We start from the raw sequence: 18,320 nt of genomic DNA, 5'->3' as shown, positions 1-18,320 counted from the left end.
TTGCATGCGGGCGCTATGGGCCAGATTGCGAGGCTCAGATGTCCGCTTCCACTTCGTTGCCCTTCTCTTCGAGCCAGCTTCTGCGCGACGCGGCTTCGCCCTTGCCCATCAGCATGGTCATGCGCGAGACGGTGAGATCGAAGCCGAGATCGCCCAGGCCGACCGGCAGCAAACGGCGCGTGTCGGGGTTCATGGTCGTGTCCCAGAGTTGTTCCGCGCTCATTTCGCCGAGGCCCTTGAAGCGGCTGATGGTCCATGCGGTTTCGCGCACGCCGTCCTTGCGCAGCTTGTCTAAAATGGCTTCGAGTTCGCCTTCGTCGAGCGCATAGAGTTTCTGCGCGGGCTTCTTGCCGCGCGCGGGGGCATCGACACGAAAGAGCGGCGGACGCGCCACATGCACGTGACCGCGTTCGATCAATTGCGGGAAGTGCTTGAAGAAAAGCGTGAGCAAGAGCACCTGAATGTGCGAGCCGTCGACGTCCGCGTCCGAGAGAATGCAGATCTTGCCGTAGCGCAGATTCGACAGGTCGATCTTGTCGTCCGGACTATGCGGATCGACGCCGATCGCCACGGCGATGTCATGCACTTCGTTGTTCGCGAAAAGCCGGTCGCGTTCCGTTTCCCACGTGTTCAACACCTTGCCACGCAAGGGCAGGATGGCCTGGAACTCCTTGTCGCGGCCCATTTTCGCGGAGCCGCCCGCCGAATCGCCCTCGACGAGAAAGAGTTCGTTACGCGCGATGTCCGTCGATTCGCAATCCGTCAGCTTGCCCGGCAGCACCGCGACGCCCGAACTCTTGCGCTTCTCGACCTTCTGCCCGGCACGTGTACGCGCCTGCGCCTGGCGAATCACCAGTTCCGCGAGCTTCTTGCCGTATTCCACGTGCTGGTTGAGCCACAATTCGAGCGCCGGACGCGAGAACGACGAAACGAGTTTTACGGCATCGCGACTGTTCAGGCGTTCCTTGATCTGGCCTTGGAACTGCGGATCGAGCACTTTCGCGGAGAGCACGAACGAGACGCGCGCGAACACGTCCTCGGCGAGAAGTTTCACGCCCTTCGGCTGAAGGTTATGAAGCTCGACGAAACTTTTAACCGCCTGAAAGAGCCCGTCGCGCAGGCCGGATTCGTGCGTGCCGCCCGCGGGCGTCGGTATCAGATTGACGTAAGACTCGCGCAGAAGCGGCCCTTCCTCGCTCCACGCGACGACCCACGACGCGCCCTCGCCTTCGGCGAAGGTTTCCTCGCTGGAACGCGAGCTTTCCGCGAAACGTTCGCCTTCGAAAAGCGGGATCAGCAAGTCGCTGCCGCCCATGCCTTCGAGCAGATAGCCGCGCAAACCGTCTTCGTATCGCCACGACTGCCGTTCGCCCGTTTTCTCGATGACGAGCGCCACTTCCACGCCCGGCAGCAAGACGGCTTTAGAACGCAACAGGCGCTGCAATTCGCCGAGCGGGAAATTCGGGGAGTCGAAGTACTTGGGATTGGGCCAGGCGCGCACGCGCGTGCCCGTCTTTTTCGCGCCCCGGTCGCCGGGGCGCGTGACGAGTTGCTCGATGACGTCGCCATTGGCGAACGCCAGTTGCGCGATCTTGTTGTCGCGCCAGACCGTGACTTCGAGGCGCGTGGCAAGCGCGTTCGTGACCGAAACGCCCACGCCGTGCAGCCCGCCGGAAAACGTATAGGCGCCGCCCGCGGCCTTGTCGAACTTGCCGCCCGCGTGCAAGCGCGTGAACACGATTTCGACCACCGGCACGCCTTCTTCCGGATGCAAGCCGAACGGAATGCCACGGCCGTCGTCTTCGACGGACACGGAGTTGTCCGTATGAAGCGTGACGGTGATCTGCTTGCCGTAGCCGCCGAGCGCCTCGTCGGACGCGTTGTCGATGACTTCCTGAATGATATGCAGCGGGTTCTCGGTGCGCGTGTACATGCCGGGCCGCTGCTTGACCGGCTCGAGCCCCTTGAGAACCTTGATCGATGCTTCGCTGTAGCCGGCCGCTTTCGCGCTCATCGCGCGCTCTCGTTGCGCTGCGCGGTGTTGCGTGCCTGCCTCGGCCGCGCTGGATTTTTTCGTGGTCATAGTTGAACGTTGACCCGGCATCGTGCGTGCTCGCGGGAATGCCACGACATGCGCCCGAAGTGCCGGCGAATGCTTGATCGATTGCTCGAAACGTTATCTGCCTGGCCGGATGTGCTCGTGCGGAGCGCTCGCCCCGCCCGCCGATCCTTGGCCGCGCTAGGAGAATAGCGGTTTTCGTCCGCGCCGCCCACATCGGACGAATAAAAGGCCAGCCCTGACCGCGCCGATTCCGCGCGGTCGCGGCCAGGCATGCTGAAATGCGTGTGTTACTTGCGCTTGGCTTCGAGCTCTTCCCAGCGCTCGAGCGCAACCATGAGTTCCTCGTCGATCGCTGCGTGCCGCTCCGAAAGACGCGCGCCTTCCTTGGCGTCCTTCGCGAAGATCGAACCGTCTTCCAGCTGCGCGCCGATGCGCTTTTGCTCCTCTTCCAGTTCCGCGATGCGCACCGGCAGCGCTTCCAGCTCGCGCTGTTCCTTGAACGACATCTTGACGCTGCGTTGCGCGTTGCGGCCGGCCGCGCTTTCCTTCGGCGCGTCGTCCTTCGTCGCTTCCTTCGCGCTCTGACGCGCGGCTTCCTCGGCGATACGCTCCGAACGTTCGCGCTGAATCTGCCAGTCCGAGAAGCCGCCGACATACTCGCGCCACTTGCCGCCGCCTTCCGCAGCGAACACGGACGTCACCACGTTGTCGAGAAAAGCGCGGTCGTGACTCACGAGCAGCACGGTGCCGTCGTATTCCGCGAGCAGTTCTTCGAGCAGTTCGAGCGTGGGAATGTCGAGGTCGTTGGTCGGCTCATCCAGCACGAGCACGTTGGCGGGCCGCGCAAAGAGCCGCGCAAGCAGCAGCCGATTGCGCTCGCCGCCCGACAGCGAGCGCACCGGCGAGCGCGCGCGTTCCGGTGCGAACAGGAAGTCGCCGAGATAGCTCATCACGTGCTTCTTCACGCCGTTCACTTCGACCCATTCGCTGCCGGGGCTGATGGTGTCGGCGAGCGATTTGTCGAGATCGAGCTGTGCGCGCATCTGATCGAAATACGCCGCCTGAATGTTCGTGCCGGTACGCACGCGCCCTTCGTCGGGCTGCAATTCGCCGAGAATCAGCTTGAGCAGCGTCGTCTTGCCCGCGCCGTTCGGCCCGACGAACCCGATCTTGTCGCCGCGCATGACGGTGGCCGTGAAGGCATCGACGACGGTGCGCCCGCCAAAGCGTTTGGTTACATCGGTCAGTTCGGAGACGATCTTGCCGGATTTCTCGCCCTGCCCGACATCCAGTTTGACGTTGCCTTGCACGTTGCGGCGTTCGGCGCGCTCGTTGCGCATCTCGACGAGCCGCGCAATGCGTCCGACACTGCGCGTGCGGCGTGCTTCCACGCCCTTGCGAATCCACACTTCTTCCTGCGCGAGCAGTTTGTCGAACTTCGCCGCTTCCACCTGTTCGACTTCGAGTTGCTGCGCCTTTCTCGTCTGGTACGCGCTGAAGTTGCCGGGATACGACAAGAGCCGCCCGCGATCCAGTTCGACGATGCGTGTAGCCACGCGATCCAGAAACGCGCGATCGTGCGTGATGAACAGCAGCCCCGTGCGCAGTGTCACGAGCAGGTCTTCCAGCCAGCGGATGCCGTCGAAGTCGAGATGGTTGGTCGGTTCGTCGAGCAAGAGCACGTCGGGCTGCACGACGAGCGCGCGGGCCAGGGCGACACGCTTTTTCATGCCGCCGGACAGCGCGCCCGAACGCGCGTCGCCGTTGAGACCGATCTGCGCGAGCGTGGTCGCGACGCGATTGCGCCAGTTCCAGGCATCGCGCAAATCGAGCGCCGATTGCAGCGCGTTCATGCGCGAGAGCAAGGCGTCGTGCTGCGCGCCTTCGGGGGTATCCGCGAGTTCGTGGGCGACGGCGTCGTATTCGTCGAGGAGCGCGCGTGCTTCGGTCAGGCCGGAGGCGACGACATCGAACACGGTGGCGTCGAGATCGAATTCGGGTTCTTGCGGCACATAGACCGTGGAGAGTTCGTTCTGACGCGTGACGAGACCGTCGTCGGGCGCGGCGAGCCCCGCCACGATCTTGAGTAGCGACGACTTGCCCGCGCCGTTGCGGCCGATCAGACCGACGCGTTCACCCGCTTCGAGCGAAAAATCCGCGTGATCGAGCAATGCGACGTGACCGAACGCGAGCTGCGCGTCCGTAATGGAATAAAGCGACATGGGGATGGATGCGAACAGTGCGATACCGGGGAAGCGGCCATTGTACCGATGTTAGGCCCGAGGGTTGGGGCGCTGGCTGAATGGACGAGGATGGCGAGTCGGAAACGCGGCGTGCGCGCGCGGTCGTCGGCGAAGGCCCTGGCCGTATGGATGAGGGCGGCGGCGTGGCTGGTCCGAAACGCATGGGACGTCGATGCGGCCGATGCAATCGTCGGCTGGATGCGGATGCGGCGTGCCGGTAGGTACGAAAGAATCGCGACGGCAGCCTCGGCCATTCCGCAAGGAATCGCCGCTGCCCCCGCCGCCCTCACGTTACTTCACATGAACCTTGATGGTGGAACTCATTTCCGGCCCATACGACTTGTGCTGGCCGTCGCCGAACTGCATGGTGAGCGTGTGATCGCCCGGCGGCAGCTTCACATCGGCTTCCGTCTGGCCTTTACCGAAGTGCAGCGAGGTATCGTTCGCGGGAATCACGGTGCCCTTGGGCAAGGGACCGCTGTCGATGAGCAGATGGTGATGTCCGGTGCCTTCCGTCATCGTGCCGGCTGGCGCGATCTTCATGCCGTCCACGCCGAACTTCACATGCACGGGGCTCGTGACGGTGGCGCCGTCCTTCGGCTCCACGAAGTAGACGCGCGACGATTGCGCATGTGCCGCGCCAGCGAGCATCGAGAGCGCGAATGCGCCGGGCAACAGCGCTTTCGAGAGCGTTTTCTTAAGCATCGTGTTCTCCTTGTCGATAAACCGGCCGATTGCGCGAGCCTTCGCGCCGAGGCCGCGACCAAGGATACACCGCGTGTCGTGAAGTTGTCGTGGCTACTCGCCACGCCAACGTGGCGCGCTCGCGTCCGAGCGTTCACGACGCCACGGCGATCAACTCGGGACTCTCGTCCGTCACCGGCGCACGATCCCAGTTTCCATACCAATCGATCTGCGCAAAACCCGCGTCATCGAGCAGGCGCGCCAACTCATCGCGCGAGCGAAAGCGCAACTCGCTCTTTGTGGATAGCGTCTCGCCATCGTCGAAACGATAGTGCGTCGTGAAGGCCGCGCGTGCGCTGATTAGCGGATCGGGGGTCGCGTGGAGTTCCTGCCACACTTCGACGCCGCGGCCATCCTGCCCGCTCACGCGACGTCGCGAATGCTCCGGCGTCCATCGCTCCCACGCGCGCGCAATGGGATTGCGGCTTTCGAAGGCGATGCGTCCGCCACGACGCACCGCCCGGCGCGCGGCCACGAGCGTGGCGAGAAAGGTGGCGTCGTCGAGAAAGACTTGCGCGACGTGACCCGTCATCAACAAGAGATCGGCAGGGGCGACGAACGGCAAGGCGGAGGCGTCGCCTTCGATCCACGTCACGCGCTCGCCATGCGCACGCGCGCGCGCAACGCGCAACATGGGCGCGGAAGGATCGATGCCCGTGACCTTGTAGCCACGCATCGCCAATTCGCAGGCGAGCAAGCCCGTGCCGCAGCCCAGATCGACGATATGTCCCGCCGATTCGGCTAGCGCGAGATAAAAAGCGGTATCGGCGGCGGCGGGATTGAGCGCGTCGTAGAGCGCGACGATGCGTGGATCAGCGTAACTGGACATGAGCGGCTCTGTAGGCGAACGAGTGATGGAGCGCGACGAAGCGCCGCTCAGCGTAACAGGAGATTAGCGCTTCTCGTCGGCGAGCGCGACGAAGCACGCATCAGCGTAACCGGAGATTAGCGGCTCTGATAAGCCAGCGCGTCGCGCATCGGTTGGCTGTGCACCATGATCGGACCGGAGAACGGCGTGTCGAGATCGAGGATCACGAGCACCGCCGAGGCGATCGACAGCGCGCCCAGCGTGATCGTCACGAGCGACAGCGCGTTGCGCGGCGCGATCAGCCCGAAGCACAGAAAGATGATGAGCAGCCAGCCGACGAGAATCCGGTCGAACGGATAGGAGATCGACCCATGCGCTTCCTCGACGAGCTTCCAGCGCAGCGCAATGAGGTCTTCGAAGCGCGTCGCGCATTCGTCGGCGAGGCGCTGGTGGTAGGCATCGCCCGGTGCGAGCATGCGCACTTCATGCTGGCCACGATTGAGCAATTCGCCGAGTGTGCGGCTCGCGAGATTGTCGGCTCCGCCAAGCGATGTGCCGACCGCCGGATAATCCCCCACGGGCGGCGCTTCGTCGGGCCAGGTGCTGGCGATCGCCGCCGCGGTGTACGAGCGCAAGAGCGCACGTGCGCGCTCAAGGCCGGCGCCGTAATCGCGCATGGTGTGATCGAGTTCGATGATCGATGTCGCGTAGCTGCGCAAGTCGGTGTTGGTGGTATCGAAGACCGTTTTCGCGGATGCCGTCAGCAAGCCGAGCACGAGCGCCGCGAAGGTCACCAGCATGCCGACCAGCAGTTGCACGAGTTGCACGGTCTCCTGCGCCTTGTGCTCCTCGGGCAGCAACGGCCGGACGATCGCGCCCAAGCCGGTGCTTGCGAGCAGCAACGCGAAAACGAGGACGGCGGATTCGACTTCAGTCATGAGCGCATGGGTCGTGGGCGCGGCGGCGCAACGGTTCGCCGCATTATCGACCAGAAAGCAGGCGCGGTGCAGTTGAAAAAACGCCGGGGACGCAGCGTTTCGACTCGTCGATCGAAGGGCGGCCGCGGCCTAGAAAGCGACGGACATGGTCGCCATCACGCTCGCCGTGCTCTTCAACCGGTTCGTGCTTGCAATCGACGGCACCCATCGCAAGCTTGCCGACAACGGGCGCTTGCCGTCGATCTTGGTGTCGTAGGTGAGGATCGGACCCATCGAAAAGTCGTGCCCCCGAAAGCCGTTCAGCCTGTCCGCGAGCGGTCCCGAGTCGTTGCCCAACTGCTGAACCGTTCCGAGCACGAGGCCAACCCCCAGTCCGTTCGAGAACTTCTTCAGTCCCATTGCATCCAGCGTGAACAATGGCGCGTTCTGATAATCGGTTGCGGTGTTTCGCGTATAAAACTGGAGACCGGCCACGACGTCGAATTCGAGCCCGTATTTCGGCATCAACTGGGTGAACGCGACCTGCGGGACGAAGGTCCAGTTATTCAGGCTGGGATTGGCGAGCGCGTTCGCATCGTAGTGGCCGGTGGGCGCCCAGAAATTGAAGCTGAGCGCGATATGCGCCGTCTGGGAAAAGTGATACCCGGCCACGATAGGCGTGAAGTAGAGGTCGAACAGATTCGACGCGCGGTCGCTGCTCGTCGTTCCGAAACGCCCCGCCGAAAACGATGCCGTCACTTCGGTCCATACGTACGGAACCGTGATTCCCGATGCGAAGTCCCATCCCGCAAAGCCGCCCCATACCTTGAGCACCGTCGCGAGCGTGAAGGCGACTTGCCCGTCGATCCCGAGCGAGGTCTTGCCGGCAATCGGGACCTGACGATTGCCGCTGATGGAACCATCGATATAAATTTGCTGCAGACTCACCAGCGTCAGCGGCTCCGGCGGAACAATGCCGATCCCGGACAGCACGCTCATGCCCGCAACGGGCCGTCCCAACGCGCCCTCGGTCGCACGCGAGGATAAAGGCAGCAGGCAGACGCCGACCACGAAAAGCGCCACGGCGAGGCGATGCCAATGGACTCGGAGAGCATGCATGAGGTGGTGTGTCGGTAACGTCATGCCGGTTCATCGCCTTTAGAAAAAACAACGATTTCACGCAAGCAAGATGCGGCGCTCAGTCGTGCGCGCCGAGCACCCAGCGGTAATACGGGTTCGCCTGGTCGGCGCTCAGCACCGCGCGAATTTCCCCCGCCCATGCGTTGCGGTCGCCACGATACGCATCGAGTCCCGCCCGGTAAAACGCATGCAGTGTGTCGCGCTCGCTGTGCAGCGCTTCGGTGAATCCGGCGTCGCCGTTTGCGAGCGGCGGTTCGCTCTGCAACGCCAGCAAGCGCGTCAGCGTCGCCGGAAAATCCGTCGGCTCGACCCACGGCGCGTATTCGATGCGCGGATCGTCGTCGGTGACGGGGCGGGCATCGGCGGCATAGTAGGCAAGTGCGGGGCCGTCCGCGACATAAGTTGCAAGAAGCGCTTCCGCCGAGCCGATGCCCACCTCGTTCAACGCGCGCGCTACGTCGGGCTGTGCCAAGCGCTCGCGAATGCGCGGCACGTCGAGCGTCAACGGCTCCCTGGAGCCGATCAGCATCATCTCGTGGAACTCGGTGGTGAAGAGCGCGGCATGCGGAAACACCTGCATGAAGCTGCGGATGAGCGAGCGCGTTTCCTGCTCGTTTTGCGTCGCGATTGGCAACCATTGCGCGACGATACCGCGCTCGTTCAATCGCGCCGCCGCGAGCCGGTAGAACTGAGTCGAATACAGGTTCACCACGCCCGCCGCCGATGGCGGCGGCGGTTCGAGCGTCACGAGGTCGTAGCGTTCATCGCGCGACAGCAGTTCGCGCCTGCCATCTCCGGCTCGAAGTTCGATGCGCGGATCGGCGCTCACGTCGTAATTGCCCGCGAACGCCGGCGACGCGCGCACGACCGCCGGCAACAATTCGGCGACCACCCGTTTTTCGAGGCCCGGCCACGCGAGCAGCGCGCCCGCCGTGATACCCGTGCCGAGTCCGATGACGAGCGCGGAACGCGGCGCACCGGCATGCACGATGAGCGGCAGCAGCGCTTGCAGACGCATGTAGCGCAGCGACGTCATGGCGTCGCCCGAGTTCGAGACACCTTGAATGTAGAGACGGCGGAACCGTTGCGCCTCAGGGCCTTGTTCGAGCACGGCGACCGTCCCGCCCGAGCTTTCCTCGTAATAGGCAAGGCTGCCGTGATGCGCCTTGGCGAGCAGCACGCCAAGCCGGTCGGACGGCACGACGATCGAGACGGCAACCGAGATCGCCGCAATGCCGGCGCTTGCCCAGATGCCGGCCTTTTGTGCGGAGCGCGCGCTCAGTGCCGCCGACAAGCCGATCAGACTCGCCGCGACCGCAAGCAAGCCGAGCGAGCGGATTAGACCGAGCGACGGAATCAGCACGAAACCCGCAAACAGCGTCCCGCCGATGCCGCCCGCCGTATTCATCGCGACGACGCGCCCTACCCGGCTTGCGATGCCGCTTCCGTGCGCCGTGTCCCCATCGGCGGCCATGGCGAGCGCGAAAGGGAACGCCGCGCCGAGCAAGATCGTCGGCACGAGCACGATCACGCATGCGGCGACGGCAAAGCCCGCGCTCATCGACGCGAGCATGTTGCCCGTCACGCTCAGGCCGAAGTCGGCTGCGTGACGCTGGGCGAGCGAAAGCCAGTCGCCCACGCATGCGACGCCCGCGAACGCGGCCAGACCCGCCAACGCGATCAGCACGCCGAATGCGCTCCACGGGTCGCGTATCCGTTGGGCATGGCGCGCCGCGATCGCGCTGCCGAGCGCAAGACCGAGCAAATACGTGGCGAGCACGATAGAAAAAGCGAAGCTGCGCGTGCTGACGAATTGCCCGATGGCCTGCGACCAGATCACCTCGTAGCCGAGCGCGATGCCACCCGCGACGGCATAGAGCGCAATGGCGATGCGCGAGCCGGAGGAAGCGGCGCTGGCGCGCGCGGCGGGGTCATCGAGCGAACCGTTCTGCACGGCGGCGCGGCGCATGAGCAACATTGCACCGATCGCGGCGCAGGCGTTGAGAAGCGCGGCCGCATAGGCGCTGCCCTGCACGCCTAGCAAAGGAATCAGCACGAACACCGGCAGCAACGCGCCAGCGATGGCGCCCGCGGTATTGGCCGCGTACAACCGCCCGCCCGCGCCACCGATGTCTTGCCGCGACGCGCCGGTTGCACGCATGAGGACGGGCAAAGTGCCGCCCATCGCGATGGCAGGCGCGCCGACCAGCGCGAACGGCAAGAACCACGCAAGCGGCCCGGCGCGCTCTTGCAGCGTCGCGAAGAGCGCGGCCGAGTGCGCCAGCGCGTGCGTCGCGCCCGGACCGAGGCCAAGCACGGCGAGTTCCAGTCCCGCGTACAGCAACCAAGGCCGCATGCTCCGGTCGGCGAGCTTGCCGAAGATCCATCCGCCGAGCGCGAGTCCCGCAAAGAACGCACTGATCGCAACGGTCACGGCCTGCACTTCGATGCCGACCACGAGCGTGAGTTGCCGCACCCACAACACCTGGTAGATCAGCGCCGCGCCGCCCGATGCAAACAACAGCAACGCAGGCCACGCGAGACGCATGGTGCTCGCGTGATGCGCATCGGCGCTGGCCGGTGCGCGGCGGCTTGCCTTGGTCCGGGCGGATTTGATCGCGGCGCTCAGATCTGTCATCGTCTCTCGGCTCCCGGATCACTTGCCCGCGCTTTCGATGCTCTTCATCAAGTTGTCGGTCATCTGGTCGATACTGAAGCTGCTGGGCCGTTGAGCGGGCGGATATTGCTTGAACGTCGCGAGGAACGGCGCGACCTTCGAGACGGCGTATTGCGCGATATACACGTTCTTCGTGGTCCAGTCGTAATACTGGTCGGAGACGATATCGGCGCGCTCGTAAGGGTCCATGCGCAGATTGAAGATTTTCGGCACGCGCAGACACGTGAACGGGTTCGCCCACACTTCATAGCCGCCCGGCTGGCGCTGCTCGCAGAAGACCACCTTCCAGTCGTCCTGGCGCATCGCGACGAGCAGGCCATCGTCGTTGAAGTAAAAGAACTCGTGACGTGGCGCGTCCTTCGTCTGGCCAGTGAGATACGGCACGAAGTTATAGCCGTCCAGATGCACCTTGAAGTTCTTGCCGCCGATCGCCGCGCCCTTGAGCAAGCGGTCGGCAATGCCGTTGTCGCCCGCGGCGGCGACCAGCGTCGGGAACCAGTCGAGGCCCGAGATCATCTGCCGCGAAACCGTCCCCGGCTTGATCTTGCCGGGCCAGCGGATGATCGCGGGCACCCGGAACGCGCCTTCCCAGTTGGTGTTTTTCTCGCTGCGGAAAGGCGTGGTGGCGGCATCCGGCCATGAGAACTGGTTCGGCCCGTTGTCCGTCGTATAGACGACGATGGTGTTGTCCGCGATCTTCATGTCGTCGAGCGCCTTGAGCAGCTTGCCGACGTCGTTGTCATGCTCGATCATGCCGTCGGCGTATTCGTTGCCCGGCATGCCGCTTTGACCGAGCATGGATGGCCGCACGTGCGTGAACAAATGCATGCGCGTCGTGTTCATCCACACGAAGAAAGGTTTGTTGGCCTTGTTCTGGCGCTGCATGAAGTCGATGGCGGCGCTCGTCGTTTCGTCGTCGATCGTCTCCATGCGTTTGGTGTTGAGCGGACCCGTGTCCTGCCCGCGGCCATCCGCGAACGAATGGATCACGCCGCGCGGCGCGTTCGCCTTGACCCACGCCGTGTCGTTCTTCGGATAATAAGGACGCTCCGGTTCTTCCTCGGCGTTCAGGTGATACAGGTTGCCGAAGAACTCGTCGAAGCCGTGCTTGGTGGGCAAGTACTGATCGCGGTCGCCGAGATGGTTCTTGCCGAACTGGCCGGTCGCATAGCCGAGCGGCTTGAGCGCCTCGGCAATGGTGATGTTCTGCGCCTGCAGGCCAACGTCCGCGCCGGGAATGCCCACTTTCGACAGCCCCGTGCGCAAGGTGACTTCGCCCGTGATGAAGGTCGAACGGCCCGCCGTGCAGCTGTTCTCCGCGTAGTAGTCGGTGAAGAGCATGCCCTCGTTGGCTATGCGATCGATGTTCGGCGTTTCGTAGCCAACCACGCCTTTGCTATATGCGCTGATATTGGTCTGCCCGATATCGTCGCCGAAGATCACGAGAATGTTGGGCTTCTTCCCATTCTGATTATTGTTCTGCGCGGCGGCGGGCGCGGGAGCCGGCGCGGGTTTCGCGGGCTTCGCCGCGTTCGGCGTCTGCGCGGTCGAGACGATCGGCGGGACGATCAGCACGCAGATCGCCGCGAGCGCGGCGAGCGCGCCGGTGATATAGCGGAAGCGTCGGAGTTGCGGCTTGGTCATTGTGATTCTCCTTGAGCGCCCTACGTCTTTCGCGCGTCGCCCGTCATGGCGCGCTTGCCGGATAAACCGCCTTCCAGTCGTTCTTCATGCTCACGACGATCCACCCGCGCGCGAGCGCCTCGTCCCATGCGCGGTCGAGCTTGCCGATCTTCGACTGGCGGTCGTAGGCGAATTCGCGCGCCGCGTCGTCGTGATGCACGATCAGTTCGAGATGCGGCCCTTCCTGCGCGGCCGTGTATTGCAGCATCTGCAAGTCGCCGTCCGAGTTGCCGAATGCGAGCACGGGCTTTCTGCCGATGTTCCGGTAGATGCCGACGGGCTTGCCGGGACCGTCGTCGACGAAATCGAGCTTCGGTTCGCGCACGAGCGCGGGCTTGCCGTCGCGCACGACGTACTTCACGAGCTGGCTCGACCCGATCACCTGTTCGGGCGGAATGCCGTAGACCTGTTCGGCGAACACGCGCATGAATTCGATCGTTCCTCCGGACACGATGAAAGTCTTGAAGCCATTCGCCCGCAAATAGTCGAGCAGTTCGAGTTGCGGCTGATAGACGAGCGCGGTGTACGGACGCCCGAGCGTCGGATGCTTCGATGTTGCGAGCCACGCGCGAATGGCGCTGTCGTATTCATCGACCGTCATGCCGCTGTTCGCCACCGCGAGCAGTTTCAGCAATGCTTTTTGCTGGCCCGCGAGCGCGGCCTTGTCGCCCGATGCCAACGCCTTGAACGCCGGGTCGCCGCGCCACTCCGGATGGTTCGGCGCGGCCGCCTTCACTTCATCGAGCATGAAGGCAAACTGAAAATAGATAGGCTGTTCGCTCCACAACGTACCGTCGTTATCGAACACGGCGATACGTCGCGCGGGCGGCAAATAGGTTGGCGATCCTTCGCGCGTGACGGTTTGCACGAAGTCGATGAGCGCTTGCCGAGCGCGGCCGCCGCGCCACGACGGCAGAACGCCTTGCGCCGTCTGCGCGGTGCTGGCGCTCACGCCGGCGCTGGCCTGCGCGGACGCGTCGTTGCCGGAGCGCGCGCAGCCCGCCAGGAGCACCGCGAACGCGGCAGTCAGCAGCGCGGCCCGCACGCCAGCAAGAATGTGTCGAAGTCCCCGCCGCACTCGACTCTCCTTTCGCGAAAGCAATGTGTTGCCGCGCCGATGCGTTCAGCGAGCGGCGGTCCGGGTCGGATTCGCCGGCGATGCGCCATGCGCCGCTTGCCAGACGTCCTTATCCACCACGAGTCTGAAACCGAGGTGCGACATGCTGTTGTAGGGGTCGGTGCCGCGCCGCGCGCTTGGCCGATAGCTCAGGCAGTAGTCTTCGTTGCACAGAAACGAACCGCCGCGCGTAACGCGTTTGGGCGCTTCCACGGGAACGCCGGGATCGGCCGGGTCCCATGAACTGGCCGGGCCCGCGGGCTCGTTGACCACCCCGCCTATCGATGCCTCGCGCCTGAACTGATCGGCCCGGTACCAGTCGGCTACCCATTGCCACGCGTTGCCGGTCATGTCGGAGAGTCCGTAGCCGTTGGCCGGAAAACTCCCCACGCGGCTCGTCCCGGCCGCGCCGCCCGCTTTCGCGTTGACGACGGGGAACGGCTGCTTTTCCTGGCCTTGCCAGACGTTGGCCATTTGCTTGCCGTCGGGTGCGAACTGGTTGCCCCAGGAATAGGTCGCCTGATCGAGCCCGCCGCGCGCGGCAAATTCCCATTCGGCTTCGGTGGGCAGGCGCTTGCCCGCCCATTTGGCATAGGCCTCGGCGTCTTCGTAGGAGACCTGCACGACGGGATGATCGTCCTTGCCATCGATATTGCTCGACGGCCCCGAGGGATGCCGCCAGTCCGCGCCCGGCACGAAGCGCCACCAGCGCGAATAGTCTTGCAGAGACACCTGTTCCCGTGTGCCGACGAACACCATTGCGCCCGGCGTGAGCGCACTGTCCGGCGGACGCGCCGTGCCGGGTGGCAACTGCACCCGGAGCGTCTCCCAGTCGGGTTTCTTTTCAGCGGTGGTGATGTAGTGCGTGGCCGCCACGAACGCGCCGAATTCGGCGTTCGTCACGTGATGCTCGTCCATCCAGAAACCGTGAACGCGCACCGTATGCGCCGGACGTTCGTTGGCTTGCGCGAGCTTGCTGTCGCTGCCCATCTGGAATTCGCCGCCGGGTATCCACGCCATGCCTTTCGGGCCGCTCACGCCGTCGCCGAGGACGGCATGGACCATCGGCCTGGCGGGCTCGCGCAGCGCGCGGCTCACCGCGAATCCGACGAGCGCCGGACATAGCAGCACGAGCACGGCCCACAGCGCCATGCGCCTTGCGTTGAATTCCGAGCTTCGCCCGGCCGCGTTGTGATTCACCGGTATGTTCGCCATTGCCGTCACCCCGACCGTGTCGCATGGGAGCCAACACAATGGAGCCACCAATATACGAACGAATAAATGTTAGCAATCTTTTTTTCGAGCGATGCCGCAAACGGTAGGCATCCTTGCGAAAGGGCCGACACGGCTTTGACGAAACCGCCTTGCTTTAGTAACTTGTGCAGCACGTGTTCAGACAGCTTCGGGATCATCGCATCAGCAACGCGTGCGCGTTGCACTCTTAGCGAGCGAGCCATGCAAGACCTCATCCGGCGATTCGAGACGAGCATCGGGCAAGCGGTGATCGGCCAGGAGGCCGTCGTGCGCCAGATTCTCATTGCGCTTTTCGCGGATGGGCACGTGCTGCTCGAGAGCCTTCCGGGTCTCGCAAAGACACGTACCGTCAAGGCCATCGCGGCGCGTCTGGCCGCCACGATGAAGCGCATCCAGTTCACGCCCGATCTGCTGCCCTCGGATATCACGGGCGGCGAGACGCTTCTGCAATCGGGCAACGAACGCACGCTCTCGTTCCAGCCGGGTCCCATCTTCGGCAATCTGATTCTCGCGGACGAAATCAACCGCGCGCCCGCCAAGGTTCAATCCGCGCTGCTCGAAGCCATGGAAGAGCGGCAAATTTCAATCTCCGGCAAGACGTACCCGCTGCCCGAACTCTTCCTCGTGATGGCGACGCAGAATCCCATCGAACAGGAAGGCACTTATCCCCTGCCGGAAGCGCAGATGGACCGTTTTCTCATGAAGGTGCTGATCGGTTATGCGTCGCCCCGGAGCGAGGCGGACATGCTGCGCTTGCTGCGTCGCGAAAGCGAGGGCGCGCCGGCCGCCATGGAAACGCTGACGCAGGAAGATGTGTTCGCCGCGCGCGAGGCCGTCCGGCGCGTCGCGGTGGCGCCGGCCATCGACGAATACATCGTATCGATTGTCAACGCGACGCGTCATGGCGGCGCGCTCGATGCCGACCTCGGCAAATGGATCGAAGTCGGAGCGAGCCCGCGCGGCGCGATCGGACTGGATCGGGCGAGCCGCGTGCATGCATGGCTCGACGAGCGCGATTTCGTCACGCCAGACGACGTGCGCGCGGTCATCCATCCGGTGCTGCGGCATCGTTTGCTGCTGTCCTACGATGCGACCGCCGACAAGGTCGGCGCCGACCAAGTGATAGACCGGCTAGTGGAGAAAGTGGCCGTGCCAGCTTGAGCCTGGAGGAAACCCGCGATGCCGCACGACGCAGCAGACGTTCATGGCCCGCCCGCTTCGGCCATCGGCAGCGTTTATGTCGATGCCGCGCATCTTGCCGGGCTCGAAGGCCGCGCGCGGGGTTTGAGCTTCGTCGCGCCCGCGCCCGTAACGAGCATCTTGTCGGGACGGCAAGCGTCGCGCATGCGCGGACGCGGCCTGAATTTCGAGGAACTGCGCGGCTATTTGCCCGGCGACGACATACGCCATCTCGACTGGCGCGTGAGCCTGCGCACGGGCAAGCCGCATGTGCGGGTCTATACCGAGGAGCGCGATCGGCCGCTTCTGGTCATCGTCGATCAGCGCATGAACATGTTCTTCGGATCGAGCCGTGCGCTCAAGTCCGTGGTCGCGGCCGAAGCGGCGGCGCTCGCCGTGTGGATGGCGTTTGCCGCTGGGGATCGCGTGGGCGGCGTCGTGTTCGGCGACGAAGAAGTGGTCCGCGTGCGTCCGTTGCGAAGTCGCGCGCGCATCGACTTGCTGTTCGGCGCCATCGCGCGGATGAACGCGTCGTTGCATGCCGAGAGTCTCGCGCGAACGAATTACGCGCAACTTAATGCTGCGCTCGAAGGCGTGTTGCAGATCGCATCGCACGACTTTCTGGTGTGCATCATGAGCGACTTTGCAGGCGCCGATGAACGCACGCGCCGGCTGCTCCGGCAGATTGCGGCGCATAACGACGTGATCGCGGCGCTCGTCTTCGATCCGCTCTGGCAAGGCATGCCCGAGCATCGCGCGCTGGTGGTGAGCGAAGGACGCTTGCAAGTGGAACTGCGCATGGAAAACGAACGCGTGCGTGCGCCGCTCGCCAGCCTCTTCAAGGGCCGCGCGGCAGCGATTGCGGAGCTATTGCGCACGAGCGGCGTGCCGTTGATGGCGTTATCGACCGCCGAACCGGTCGTCGATCAGGTGCGGCGCTTATTCGGCGAGCGCGTGCGTCGCGCGGCGCAAGGCGGCCTATGACCACGCCGCTCATGCCCGCCGACACGCCCGCCGCGTTGCAGGCGCTGCGCGAGTTACCGTTGCCCGAGCCCGTGTCGTATATGCCGCGGACCATCGGCTGGCTTTTCGTGCTTGTCTCGCTCGCGGCGTTGGCGGCGCTCGCCGGATGGTTCGCCTGGCGTCGGCATGAAAGGAGCCGCTACCGGCGCGAGGCGCTTGCCGAACTGGCGCGCATCGAAGCGAAGCTTGCCGACGAAGCAAGCCGTGCGGCCGCGCTTGCCGAGATCGCGCCGCTCATCAAACGTACCGCGCTTGCCGCCGCGCCGCGCGGGCAAGTGGCCGCGCTCACCGGCGCAACCTGGCTTGCATTTCTGCGCGCCACGCACGGTCACTTCGACGATGCGAGCGGCGCGCTGCTTTTCACCGCGACATATGCGCCGCAAGCGCGACTCGCCGCCATCACGCGACAGGACGCCGACCGTCTCGTTCTGGCGGCGCGCGACTGGATCGAGCATCATCATGTGGAAGTTTGAGTACGTGTGGATGTTCGCGCTGCTGCCCTTGCCCCTCTTCGTGTGGTGGCTGGCGCCCGCGTATCGCACGACATCGACGGCCGTGCGCATGCCGTTCTTTCAGGAAATGGCCCATGCTGCCGGCGAGAAACCCGCGCCTGGCGGCGTGCGTCTGCGCCGCAACTGGCTGCAGCGCTTGCTCATGCCCGTGCTCTGGATTTTGCTGCTGATTGCGGCGGCGCGGCCGGTGTTCCTCGAACCGCCCGTCACGCACGAGTTACCCGCGCGTGACTTGCTGCTTGCGATCGACCTGTCGCAATCGATGAGCGAGCGCGATTTCATCGATGGCGCGACCGACGAACGGCTCGATCGCCTGAGCGCGGTCAAGCGCGTAGTCGCCGATTTCATTGCGAAGCGCAAGGGCGACCGCATCGGCCTGATCGTGTTCGGCGACGGTGCTTATCCGCAAGCGCCGCTCACACTCGATCACGACAGCGTGCTGATGCTGCTCGACGCCATGCGCATTGGCATGGCGGGACCGCGCACGGCTATCGGCGACGCGATCGGGCTGGCGGTCAGACTCATGGAAAACACGCCCGCGCAGGAAAAGGTGCTGATTCTGCTCACCGATGGCAACGACACCGCAAGCGCCATCGCGCCCACGCAGGCCGCGCAGATTGCGAAGCATCACGGCATCGTGGTGCACACCATCGGTATCGGCGATCCGCAGACCGAAGGCGAGGACAAGGTCGATCTCGACGCACTGACGCGCATTGCCCGGACGACTGGCGGGACGTCGTTCCATGCGATGGGCCGCGCGGAAGACATCGCGTCCGTGTACGCGCAGATCGACAAGATGACACCGGAAAAGATCACGCGCGAGGTGTACAGGCCGCGCCGGGAGTTCTACTGGCTGGCGCTCGCGCTCGCGGTGTCGCTCTTCACGCTGTATCACGGCATTGCCTGTCTCGTTGCGCTCTTGCGCGCGCCGCGTCGCGTGCCCGGGGAGATCGGAGCTTGA

Annotated in this window: 14 protein-coding genes; 4 read left to right on the top strand and 10 right to left on the bottom strand. The window is 64.5% G+C overall.

The window, feature by feature from the left end:
* Nucleotides 1-34 precede the first annotated feature (34 nt).
* The 10 genes from QCE79_RS04380 to QCE79_RS04335 all read right to left on the bottom strand — a co-directional run bounded on the left by QCE79_RS04380 (nucleotide 35) and on the right by QCE79_RS04335 (nucleotide 14,606).
* Nucleotides 35-2,014 (bottom strand): DNA topoisomerase IV subunit B, encoded by a 1,980-nt coding sequence (locus QCE79_RS04380; protein ID WP_244827487.1) that lies wholly within the window; start codon nucleotides 2,012-2,014, stop codon nucleotides 35-37.
* A gap of 335 nt (nucleotides 2,015-2,349) precedes the next feature.
* Nucleotides 2,350-4,284, bottom strand: coding sequence for an ATP-binding cassette domain-containing protein (locus QCE79_RS04375; RefSeq protein WP_250464141.1), 1,935 nt, complete (start codon nucleotides 4,282-4,284; stop codon nucleotides 2,350-2,352).
* A gap of 312 nt (nucleotides 4,285-4,596) precedes the next feature.
* Nucleotides 4,597-4,956, bottom strand: a complete 360-nt coding sequence (locus QCE79_RS04370; protein WP_244827998.1) for a DUF4399 domain-containing protein — start codon at nucleotides 4,954-4,956, stop codon at nucleotides 4,597-4,599.
* A gap of 187 nt (nucleotides 4,957-5,143) precedes the next feature.
* The gene (locus QCE79_RS04365) at nucleotides 5,144-5,878 is read right to left on the bottom strand and encodes a class I SAM-dependent methyltransferase (RefSeq protein WP_309842136.1); all 735 of its coding nucleotides are present in this window, start codon (nucleotides 5,876-5,878) and stop codon (nucleotides 5,144-5,146) included.
* A 116-nt stretch (nucleotides 5,879-5,994) separates the two neighbouring features.
* The gene (locus tag QCE79_RS04360) at nucleotides 5,995-6,795 is read right to left on the bottom strand and encodes a hypothetical protein (RefSeq protein WP_309842132.1); all 801 of its coding nucleotides are present in this window, start codon (nucleotides 6,793-6,795) and stop codon (nucleotides 5,995-5,997) included.
* 129 nt (nucleotides 6,796-6,924) lie between these two features.
* Nucleotides 6,925-7,893: a transporter gene (locus QCE79_RS04355; protein WP_250525592.1), complete on the bottom strand. Its 969-nt coding sequence runs from the start codon at nucleotides 7,891-7,893 to the stop codon at nucleotides 6,925-6,927.
* A 79-nt stretch (nucleotides 7,894-7,972) separates the two neighbouring features.
* A complete protein-coding gene (locus QCE79_RS04350) occupies nucleotides 7,973-10,552 on the bottom strand; it encodes a fused MFS/spermidine synthase (RefSeq protein ID WP_309842129.1) in 2,580 nt (859 codons plus the stop codon).
* Nucleotides 10,553-10,570: 18 nt separating this feature from the next.
* A complete protein-coding gene (locus tag QCE79_RS04345; RefSeq protein WP_309842125.1) occupies nucleotides 10,571-12,235 on the bottom strand; it encodes an arylsulfatase in 1,665 nt (554 codons plus the stop codon).
* A gap of 43 nt (nucleotides 12,236-12,278) precedes the next feature.
* Complete coding sequence (locus QCE79_RS04340) at nucleotides 12,279-13,352, bottom strand: HAD family hydrolase (protein ID WP_309842123.1); 1,074 nt, start codon at nucleotides 13,350-13,352, stop codon at nucleotides 12,279-12,281.
* A gap of 45 nt (nucleotides 13,353-13,397) precedes the next feature.
* Nucleotides 13,398-14,606, bottom strand: a complete 1,209-nt coding sequence (locus QCE79_RS04335; protein ID WP_370652093.1) for a formylglycine-generating enzyme family protein — start codon at nucleotides 14,604-14,606, stop codon at nucleotides 13,398-13,400.
* A gap of 240 nt (nucleotides 14,607-14,846) precedes the next feature.
* On the opposite strand from QCE79_RS04335, the gene QCE79_RS04330 reads away from it, so the two are divergent.
* From QCE79_RS04330 to QCE79_RS04315, 4 genes are read left to right on the top strand one after another with little or no spacing between them, the layout of a single operon-like run.
* Nucleotides 14,847-15,806: a MoxR family ATPase gene (locus tag QCE79_RS04330; RefSeq protein ID WP_250464128.1), complete on the top strand. Its 960-nt coding sequence runs from the start codon at nucleotides 14,847-14,849 to the stop codon at nucleotides 15,804-15,806.
* Between the two features lie 18 nt (nucleotides 15,807-15,824).
* Nucleotides 15,825-16,808: a DUF58 domain-containing protein gene (locus QCE79_RS04325; RefSeq protein WP_250492068.1), complete on the top strand. Its 984-nt coding sequence runs from the start codon at nucleotides 15,825-15,827 to the stop codon at nucleotides 16,806-16,808.
* Nucleotides 16,805-17,320, top strand: coding sequence for a DUF4381 domain-containing protein (locus QCE79_RS04320; RefSeq protein WP_309842117.1), 516 nt, complete (start codon nucleotides 16,805-16,807; stop codon nucleotides 17,318-17,320). Before QCE79_RS04325 ends, QCE79_RS04320 begins: the two co-directional genes overlap by 4 nt.
* Nucleotides 17,307-18,320: a VWA domain-containing protein gene (locus tag QCE79_RS04315; RefSeq protein WP_309842114.1), complete on the top strand. Its 1,014-nt coding sequence runs from the start codon at nucleotides 17,307-17,309 to the stop codon at nucleotides 18,318-18,320. The genes QCE79_RS04320 and QCE79_RS04315 overlap by 14 nt, the downstream gene beginning before the upstream one ends.

Source organism: Caballeronia sp. LZ003 (assembly GCF_031451465.1).
Taxonomy (GTDB): Bacteria; Pseudomonadota; Gammaproteobacteria; order Burkholderiales; family Burkholderiaceae; genus Caballeronia.
Note: the sequence above shows the minus strand (reverse complement) of the source record. Positions and strands in the feature narration are given on the sequence as shown.